7 protein-coding genes are annotated in these 9,253 nt (G+C 69.8%); 4 read left to right on the forward strand and 3 right to left on the reverse strand.

The features are described from left to right. Together ftsH and FPZ47_RS24990 are read right to left on the reverse strand one after the other, a co-directional pair. Positions 1–2,233, reverse strand: a 2,233-nt coding sequence (gene ftsH, locus FPZ47_RS24980; RefSeq protein ID WP_246859903.1) for an ATP-dependent zinc metalloprotease FtsH, incomplete at its 3' end; no start/stop codon positions are given. A 280-nt stretch (positions 2,234–2,513) separates the two neighbouring features. Continuing rightward, positions 2,514–2,930: a VOC family protein gene (locus FPZ47_RS24990; RefSeq protein WP_144956477.1), complete on the reverse strand. Its 417-nt coding sequence runs from the start codon at positions 2,928–2,930 to the stop codon at positions 2,514–2,516. 118 nt (positions 2,931–3,048) lie between these two features. Here FPZ47_RS24990 and FPZ47_RS24995 point away from each other — a divergent pair, with 118 nt between their 5' ends. From FPZ47_RS24995 to FPZ47_RS25010, 4 genes are all read left to right on the forward strand, one after another. Beyond that, positions 3,049–4,023, forward strand: a complete 975-nt coding sequence (locus FPZ47_RS24995; RefSeq protein WP_144956479.1) for an alpha/beta fold hydrolase — start codon at positions 3,049–3,051, stop codon at positions 4,021–4,023. Then, positions 4,020–5,207: an LLM class flavin-dependent oxidoreductase gene (locus tag FPZ47_RS25000; protein WP_144956475.1), complete on the forward strand. Its 1,188-nt coding sequence runs from the start codon at positions 4,020–4,022 to the stop codon at positions 5,205–5,207. Before FPZ47_RS24995 ends, FPZ47_RS25000 begins: the two co-directional genes overlap by 4 nt. Continuing rightward, positions 5,207–6,220, forward strand: coding sequence for a zinc-binding dehydrogenase (locus FPZ47_RS25005; RefSeq protein ID WP_144956473.1), 1,014 nt, complete (start codon positions 5,207–5,209; stop codon positions 6,218–6,220). The genes FPZ47_RS25000 and FPZ47_RS25005 overlap by 1 nt, the downstream gene beginning before the upstream one ends. A 102-nt stretch (positions 6,221–6,322) precedes the next feature. Then, complete coding sequence (locus FPZ47_RS25010; RefSeq protein ID WP_144956471.1) at positions 6,323–7,918, forward strand: HNH endonuclease signature motif containing protein; 1,596 nt, start codon at positions 6,323–6,325, stop codon at positions 7,916–7,918. 16 nt (positions 7,919–7,934) lie between these two features. On the opposite strand, the gene FPZ47_RS25015 is transcribed toward FPZ47_RS25010, so the two are convergent. After that, a complete protein-coding gene (locus FPZ47_RS25015) occupies positions 7,935–9,167 on the reverse strand; it encodes a PPE family protein (protein WP_144956469.1) in 1,233 nt (410 codons plus the stop codon). Positions 9,168–9,253 lie beyond the last annotated feature (86 nt).

Raw genomic sequence — 9,253 nt, forward strand, 5'->3', positions numbered from 1 at the left:
GGCCCGGCTGGCCCGGCTGCCCCGGAGGCCGGCCCGCCGGCTGCGGCCAGTGGGGCTGCTGCGGGGGCGGATACCAGTGGCCGGGCTGCGGTTCCTGCGGCGGCCAGCCGGGCGCATGCCAGCCGGCCGGGGCGCCGTAGTCGGGCTGGGTGGGGCCCTGCGGCGCGTCCCGCCGATTTCCGGCTTGACCGCCGTGCGAGCCGTTACCGCCGTGGGAGTTTCTGGCGCCCTCGGCCCGCGCGGCCTCGGCGGCCTGGCTGGCCCGCGCGATCGCCGCCTTGAAGGCCGGCTCGGGGACCGGCGGGGGCCACGGATCGCCACGCTCGATGGCCAGCTCGCCGGGCGTCTTGATCGGCGGCTTGTCCGACGGGATGCGCCCCCCGAAGTCGTCGAACAGGGTGAGGCGGGGCCGTTTCTCGACGCCGGCGAAGATGCCCTCCAGCTCGGGCCGGTGCAGGGTCTCCTTCTCCAGCAGCTCGCCGGCCAGGATGTCGAGGATGTCGCGGTACTCCGTGAGGATCTCCCAGGCCTCGGTGTGCGCCGCCTCGATCAGCTTGCGGACCTCGTCGTCGATGTCGCGGGCGACCTCGTGCGAGTAATCCGCCTGGTTGCCCATGGTCCGGCCCAGGAACGGGTCGCCGTGCTCGGAGCCGTACTTGACGGCGCCCAGCTTGGAGCTCATGCCGAACTCCGTGACCATCGCTCGCGCGATCTTGGTGGCCTGCTCGATGTCGGAGACCGCGCCGGTGGTCGGCTCGCGGAACACCAGCTCCTCGGCGGCGCGCCCACCCATCGCGAACACCAGCTGCGCGATCATCTCCGAGCGCGTCCGCAGGCCCTTGTCCTCCTCGGGCACCGCGACCGCGTGCCCGCCCGTGCGTCCCCGGGCCAGGATCGTCACCTTGTAGATCGGCTCGATGTCGGGCATCGCCCACGCGGCCAGGGTGTGTCCGCCCTCGTGGTAGGCGGTGATCTTCTTCTCGTGCTCGCTGATGATCCGGCTCTTGCGGCGCGGCCCGCCGACCACCCGGTCCACCGCCTCCTCCAGGGCGGCCCCGGTGATGACCGTGCCGTTTTCCCGGGCGGTCAGCAGAGCCGCCTCGTTGATGACGTTGGCCAGGTCGGCGCCCGTCATTCCCACGGTGCGCTTGGCCAGGCCGTCGAGGTCGGCGTCGGGGGCGATCGGCTTGCCCTTGGCATGGACCCGCAGCACGGCACGCCGGCCCGCCAGGTCGGGGTTGGTCACCGGGATCTGCCGGTCGAAGCGGCCGGGCCGCAGCAGCGCCGGGTCCAGGATGTCGGGCCGGTTGGTGGCCGCGATCAGGATGACGCCGGCCCGCGGGTCGAACCCGTCCATCTCGACCAGCAACTGGTTCAGCGTCTGCTCGCGCTCGTCGTGGCCGCCGCCGAGGCCGGCGCCCCGCTGGCGGCCGACCGCGTCGATCTCGTCGACGAAGATGATGCACGGATTGTTCTGCTTAGCCTGTTCGAACAGGTCGCGCACGCGCGAGGCGCCGACACCGACGAACATCTCGACGAAGTCGGAACCGGAGATCGTGAAGAACGGGACCCCGGCCTCACCCGCCACCGCGCGCGCCAGCAGCGTCTTGCCGGTCCCGGGCGGGCCGTAGAGCAGCACGCCCTTGGGGATCTTGGCGCCCAGCGCCTGGTAGCGCCCCGGGTTCTGCAGGAAATCCTTGATCTCGTAGAGCTCCTCGACCGCCTCGTCGACGCCCGCGACGTCGGCGAACGTGGTCTTGGGCATGTCCTTGGAGAGTTGCTTGGCGCGCGACTTGCCGAACCCGAAGCCCATCCGTGCGCCGCCCTGCATGCGCGAGAACATCACGAAAAGACCGACCAGCAACAGCAGCGGCAGCACGTAGACCACCAGCTCGCCCAGGATGCTGCCCTGGTTGACGACGGTGCCGATCTTGGCGTTCTTGGCGCTGAGCGCGTTGAACAGGTCGACGGCATATCCGGTGGGATATTTGGTGATGACCTTGTCGGAATTGTCCGTCTCGCCGTTTCCCTTTTTCAGGGTCAGCCGCACTTGCTGCTCGCGATCGTCGATCTGCGCGCTCTTGACGTTGTCGCTGTTGATCTGCGCCATCGCGACCGAGGTGTCGACGGGCTTGTAGCCGCGGGTGTCGTCGCTGAAGTAAAAGAACGACCAACCGAGCAGCACCACGACAGCGATCGCCGTGAGGGTGCGGATCAGATTTTTTCGGTTCATCAATCATCGGCCCTACGGGCCAGGTCCTTCCGATGCACACGTCGCTGAAAAAGTCCAGGCTACCGCTAGCGGCAATCGCCGGCCCGGCGGAGCCGGGCGCAGCGGGTTGCCGCCGTCGTGCCCCGCGGCAATCGCCGGCCCGGCGGAGCCGGGCGCAGCGGAACTTCCGCGGTCCTGCTGTCCTGACCAGACAACGACAGGCAGTTCCCGGTTGGTTCGACGGTCGCCATCACATTGACGTTGCGTGGATGTGGGACGTTGCGTGGATGTGGCGTGCGGCTCAGTGCTCGTAATACCGCGCCTCGATCACATTGCCGTCCGGATCGGCGAAATAGTATCCCTGCGGCGCCCACCCGCGGGCCCCATACGAGTGGTTCAGCCGCGCGCCGGTGTCCACGCCCGCGGCGTGCAGACGCCGGTCCAGTGCGCCGTACTCGGCTTTGGACAGCGCAAGGCAGACGTGGTTGACGCGGTGCCCGGCGCTCCCCGGGACCCGCGTCAAGGACTCCGTGGAGGCGATGCTGTCCACCGGCACGAGGTCGATGATGGAGTCCTCGCACACGCGCACGCTCGGGAACGGCGCCTCGCCGGCCTCGAACTCGACGAACCGCACCGGTTCGAGCCCGACGACCCGCGAGTAGAAGTCCATCGAGACGCGCGGATTGCTCGTCCAGAGCACGATGTGGTCCAGCCGCATGAGTTACTGCACCCGCCCTCGTAGTGATCGAACCCGCGTCCGACGCTATCCCAACGCGCACCCGGTAGGGCGCCGATCGCGGCGCACACTTCTCAGCCACCGGCCGGTGTGCTTTGGTGTGGGGGTGCCGACATCAACCGAACGGTTAGTAGACACCAATGGCGTGCGGTTGCGGGTGGTGGAAGCGGGGGATCGCGGCGCGCCCGTGGTGATCCTGGCCCACGGCTTCCCCGAGCTCGCCTACTCGTGGCGCCACCAGATACCGGTGCTCGCCGAGGCGGGCTACCACGTGCTGGCACCCGACCAGCGCGGCTATGGCGGATCTTCCCGCCCGGACGCGATCGAGGCGTACGACATCCATGCGCTGACGGCCGACCTGGTCGGCCTGCTCGACGATGTCGGCGCCCGGCGCGCCGCCTGGATCGGGCACGACTGGGGCGCCTCCGTCGTGTGGAACGCGCCCCTGCTGCATCCGGAGCGGGTCGCGGCCGTCGCCGCGCTCAGCGTGCCGCCGGTGCCCCGTCCGCGGGTGGCGCCGACGGCGGCGTGGCGCAAGATCGCCGGCGACAACTTCTTCTACATCCTGTATTTCCAGGAGCCCGGCGTCGCCGACGCCGAGCTGGACGCGGAACCCGCCCGCACGATGCGCCGGATGCTGGGCGGCCTGCGGGCATCCGGGGACCACGGCGCGGCGGTGCGCATGGTGGCCCCGGGTCCGGAGGGCTTCATCGAGCGCCTCCCCGAACCCGACGAGCTGCCGGAATGGCTCAGCCAGGACGAGCTCGACCACTACGTCGGCGAGTTCACCCGAACCGGGTTCACCGGCGGCCTGAACTGGTATCGCAACTTCGACCGCAACTGGGAGACGACCCCCGATTTGGCTGACGCCACAATCGGCGTGCCGTCGTTGTTCATGGCCGGCAGCGCCGATCCGGTGCTGGGCTTCACCCGGGCGGACCGCGCCTCGAAGGTGGTCTCGGGTCCCTATCGCCAGGTGATGATCGAGGGCGCCGGCCACTGGCTGCAACAGGAACGACCCGACGAGGTCAACGCGCTGCTGCTGGAGTTCCTCAACGGGTTGGAGTTGCGATGAGAATGCCCCTGCGTTTCGGCGTCTTCATCACGCCGTTTCATCCCACCGGCCAATCACCGACGGTGGCATTGGAATACGACATGGAGCGCGTCGTCGCGCTGGACCGCCTCGGATTCGACGAGGCCTGGTTCGGCGAACATCACTCCGGCGGTTACGAGTTGATCGCGTGCCCGGAGGTGTTCATCGCCGCCGCCGCGGAGCGGACCAAGCACATCCGGTTGGGCACCGGCGTGGTCTCGCTGCCCTATCACCACCCGCTGATGGTGGCCGACCGCTGGGTGCTGCTGGACCACTTGACGCGCGGCCGGGTGATGTTCGGCGCCGGCCCCGGCGCGCTGCCGTCGGACGCCTACATGATGGGTATCGACCCGATCGAGCAGCGGCGGATGATGCAGGAGTCCCTCGAGGCGATCCTCGCCCTGTTCCGCGCCGCGCCGCAGGAGCGCATCGACCGCCACTCCGACTGGTTCACCTTGCGCGACGCGCAACTGCACATCCGGCCCTACACCTGGCCGTATCCGGAAATCTCAACGGCGGCAATGATTTCGCCGTCCGGACCGCGCCTGGCGGGCGTGCTGGGCACGTCTCTGCTGTCGCTGTCGATGTCGGTGCCCGGCGGCTACGCCGCGCTGGAAAACACCTGGGACGTCGTGTGCGAGCAGGCCGCCAAGGTCGGCCGCGACGAACCGGACCGGTCCGACTGGCGGGTGCTGAGCATCATGCACATCGCCGACAGCCGCGACCGGGCGATCGACGACTGCACCTACGGGCTGCAGGACTTCGCCAACTACTTCGGCGCAGCCGGCTTCGTTCCGTTGGCAAACTCCGTGGAGGGCGCCCAGACGCCGCATGAGTTCGTCGAAGACTATGCGGCCAAGGGGAATTGCTGCATCGGCACACCCGAGGATGCGATCGCCCACATCGAAGACCTGCTCGAGCGCTCGGGCGGGTTCGGCACGCTGCTGATGCTCGGCCACGACTGGGCTTCGCCCCAGGCGACCTACCACTGCTATGACCTGTTGGCCCGCAAGGTGATTCCGCATTTCAAGGGACAGCTGGCAGCCTCGCGGTCGTCGCACGACTGGGCCAAGGCCAGGCGCGATCAATTGATCGGACGGGCCGGCGAGGCCGTGGTGAAGGCCATCAGCGAGCACACCTCGGAGCAGGAAGGGGCGGTGAAGTGATGCGCGCAGCGGTGCTGCGGGGCGGGCGCATGGTCTACCGGGACGACGTGCCAGACCCGGTGCCCGGGCCCGGCCAGGTGCTGGTCGCCGTGCGATCGTGTGGAATCTGCGGCTCCGACCTGCATTTCGCCGCACACGGCGACGAGGTGGTGGCGATGACGGAGCGGGTGTCGGCCGGAGCCGGCGGCATGGACGTCGACCTGGGCCGCGACGTCTTCATGGGCCACGAGTTCAGCGCCGAGGTGCTCGAAGCCGGGCCGGACACCGAGACACATCCGGCCGGTACGCTCGTCACGTCGATTCCGGTGGTGCTGTCCGGCAAGGGCGTCGAGCCGATCGTGTACAGCAACAGCACGATCGGTGGCTACGCGGAGCGGATGCTGCTCTCGGCGCCGCTCTTGCTGCCCGTCCCCAACGGCCTGGACTTCAGGCACGCGTCGCTGACCGAACCGATGGCCGTGGGGCTGCACGCAGTCAACAAGTCGAACATCGCGCCGGGCGAGACCGCGCTGGTGCTCGGGTGCGGCCCGATCGGCATCGCGATCATCGCAGCGCTCGCGGCGCGTGGCGTGGAATCGGTGGTGGCGTCCGATTTTTCGCCCAAACGGCGGGAGCTGGCCACGGCCATGGGCGCCCACCGGGCGCTGGATCCGGCGCAGGGATCGCCATTCGACACGGTCAAACCGGCGGTGGTGTTCGAGGCGGTCGGGGTGCCCGGGATCATCGACGACGTGCTGCTGCGGGCCCGGCCGGGCACGCGGTTGGTCGTCGCGGGGGTGTGCATGCAACCCGACACGGTGCATCCGTTCTTCGCGATCGCCAAGGAGATCAACGTGCAGTTCGTGCTCGCCTACAGCCCGGAGGAGTTCGCGGACTCGCTGCGGGCACTCGCCGAGGGTGACATCGACGTCACGCCGCTGATCACCGGGGAAGTCGGCCTGGACGGGGTCGGTGCGGCGTTCGACGACCTGGCCGACCCGGAGCGGCACTGCAAGATCCTCGTCACACCGTAGGCTGCGCCCGGCGCTTGGCACCCGTTCGGCCCCGGCCCGCAGTTGTCCACAGGGTGCGAGGCCATCCGGAACCTGTCGGTGTAGCCGGCTATATTCGAATGCATGTTCGATGAGTTGCGGAAACTCGACCCTTCCGCGCTGGTGGCCGTGGTCGAGTCGACGCATTGCCAGGAATCGGCGCTGCTGGCGCGGCGGATGGCAGCCGTGGCGCGGCTGCTGCGGCACCGAAGGACCGCGGCCGGGCGGGCCGGGGCCGCGGCCGACCATGCCATGATCAGCGGGTTCGACCAGACCACCGCCGAGGTGGCCGCGGTGATGAACCTGTCCCCGAGGGCGGCAAGCTACCTGGTGTCGGACGCCGAGACACTGGACACCCGGTTGCCCGCAATTGCGGCGCTGCTCGCCGAGGGAAAAACGGATTGGCGTGCAGTGCGGCTGATCATCAGGCGCACCGATCTCGTCGCCGACGACGCGCTGGTCGCCAAGCTCGACCGAGCACTGGCCGAACGCATCGGCAACTGGAACGGCTGGTCGCGGCGGCGAATTGTCAACGCCGTCGACGCCGCGGTGCGCGCCATCGATCCCGACGCCGTGCGCGAGCGCCGCGAAACCGCCGAGGACGGCCGGCACATCGGGATCAAGGCGCTCGGCAACGGGATGGCGGAGGTCTGCGGCACGGTCGCCGCCGCGACCGCGACCGCCTTCGACCTGCGGCTCTCGCAGTTGGCCAAGCAGGTGTGCGCGGCGGACCCGCGGACGCTGGACCAACGCCGCGCCGACGCACTGGCTGCCCTGACCCAGGGCCGCCCGCTGGCCTGCGCGTGCGGACAGCATGACTGCCCCACCAGGGCCGGCGCCGGGGCCGGGCGGGATCGGGGCGGTGCGCGGGTGGTGATCAATGTGATCGCCGGCGAACGAACGGTTTTCGAGGACGGCGCTGCGCCGGGGTACCTCGAGGGGTATGGAGTCATCGACGCCGAACAGGTCCGCCGGTTGGCAACCGCCGCGTCCGTGCTCATCGCCGACCCGGTCACCGGTCCGGTCGAGGCGCTGCGCTACCAGCCGTCGGCGGCGCTCGAACGCGCAGTCCGCTGCCGGGATCTCACCTGCCGCTTCCCCGGATGCAGCCGACCGGCCGTCGCCTGCGACATCGACCACACCATCCCGTTCAACCACCAGGACCCGGCAGCCGGCGGGCTGACGGTGGCTGGGAACCTCAAATGCCTTTGCCGTCAACATCATAGGCTCAAAACTTTCCACAGTGGTTGGCGTGACGAGCAATGGAAAGACGGGACCGTGGTCTGGACGTCGCCGACCGGACGCGTGTATCGGACGGCGCCGGCCGGGGCCGACCTGTTCCCACAACCCCGCGAGCCGGCCTGTGCGGCGCCGCATCCGCGCAAGCGAACCAGGGCGCAGCAGCGCAGCTACCGAATCACGCAGTCGCGCAAGCACAACCGCGAGCAGCGGCCCGTCAACGAGGCGCGGCGTCGCCTCGAACAGGCCCGCAAGCGGGAGGTCGACGACCGCAAGTTCCGAAACCGCATGCGCGACATGCTGTTTCTGCTGAAGGGCACGAAGAGCACCAGCCCCCTGTGCACCTGGGTGAACGACCTCCGCGAGCCCGAAGAGCTCCCGCCCGACTGGACACCCGACGAGTCGGCGTCGTCATCCTTGCCCGAGGATCCGCCCTTCTGAGTCGCCGCGAGCCCGATCACCCCCCGGCCGGAGGTTGAGGCATGACCGTCGGCTTGAATCCGTATCGGGGAGCCAGGAAGTGGGCCGACAGGCCACGCCCGGCGCCGCCGCCCATCAGCGGCAGCCCGCCCACCGCCTGGGTGGCGGGCCCGGCGCTGGCGGCCGCCCCGAAGCCGTTGAGAGCCACCGTGACGGGCGTCGTCGCGGCCGGTGCCGCACCGGCCCAGGAACTCGGGACCGACAGTCCGCCGACGGCGGCCGCCTTGCCGACGGCTCCCGCAATGCCGCCCAGACCCGCCCCCGGAAGCGCGGCAGGCACTTCCTTGGCGGCCTCGGCTACGGCCTTGACGCCGTCTTGAGCGAGCTTCGGCAGGTCGTGCGCCAGGCCGACGTAGTCCTTGAACTGGGTGACGACGAGCCGCGCGGGACTCACCCACTTGTTGAACGTGTCCATGAAGATTCCGGCGTCCACCTCCGCCGATCCGGTCACGCCCTGGACCACGTCGCCGAGCATCCCCCCGAAGACGATCCGGTCGCCGTTCTCGTTCCACAGGTGCCCGGTCAGGCCGAGTGCAGCCGCGGGGGTGGTGAGCCAGGGCGGTTCGTTGGTGATCCCCGCGAGTCCGGACAGCGCTATGGGAATCTGTGACATCGCCTGTGCGTCGACGACCCCGTTCAGCGCGTGCGCGACCGCGGTGGCCTGACCGGCCAGTCCGGCCGGATCGACCGCGCTTGCAACCACCGTGAACGGCGCCAGCTGCGACGCCGCCGCCGACGCTGCCGCGTAGCCGTACATCGCGGCCGCGTCCCGGGCCCACATTTCGGCGTACTGCGCCTCGGTGGCCGCGATCGCCGCGGTGTTCTGGCCGAGGAAGTTGCTCGCCAGCAACGCCATCAGCAGGGCCCGGTTGGCGGCGATCTCCTCCGGCGGCACCGTGGCGGCGAAGGCCGCCTCATAGGCCGTCACCGCCGCCACGGCCTGGGCCGCGGCCTCTTCGGCCCGCTCGCCCGTGCTCGTCAGCCACGCCACCTGGGGTGCGGCCGCGGCCGCCATGGATGTCGCTGCCGGGCCCTGCCACGGCCCGTCGACCAGCCCGGTGAGCAGCGACCCGAAGGTGAACGCGGTGGTGTGCAACTCGGTGGCCAGTCCCTGCCACGCCGACGCAGCGGCCAGCATCGGCCCCGCGCCGGGGCCGGAGTACATCAGCGCGGAGTTGATCTCCGGCGGCAACTGCGCGAAGTCAAGCATGTCTGCCCGCGCCTAGCCCCGTTTTCCGCACCGATCGAGCGTAAGGCCTGACCTTTCGGCATCCGATCCGCGCATGGCTGACTGTG

Source organism: Mycobacterium helveticum (assembly GCF_007714205.1).
GTDB lineage: Bacteria > Actinomycetota > Actinomycetes > Mycobacteriales > Mycobacteriaceae > Mycobacterium > Mycobacterium helveticum.

Coding starts and splice junctions, on each gene's coding strand:
- FPZ47_RS24990 (WP_144956477.1), bottom strand. CDS start 2,930: ATGCGGCTGGACCACATCGTGCTCTGGACGAGCAATCCGCGCGTCTCG.
- FPZ47_RS25000 (WP_144956475.1), top strand. CDS start 4,020: ATGAGAATGCCCCTGCGTTTCGGCGTCTTCATCACGCCGTTTCATCCC.
- FPZ47_RS25005 (WP_144956473.1), top strand. CDS start 5,207: ATGCGCGCAGCGGTGCTGCGGGGCGGGCGCATGGTCTACCGGGACGAC.
- FPZ47_RS25010 (WP_144956471.1), top strand. CDS start 6,323: ATGTTCGATGAGTTGCGGAAACTCGACCCTTCCGCGCTGGTGGCCGTG.
- FPZ47_RS25015 (WP_144956469.1), bottom strand. CDS start 9,167: ATGCTTGACTTCGCGCAGTTGCCGCCGGAGATCAACTCCGCGCTGATG.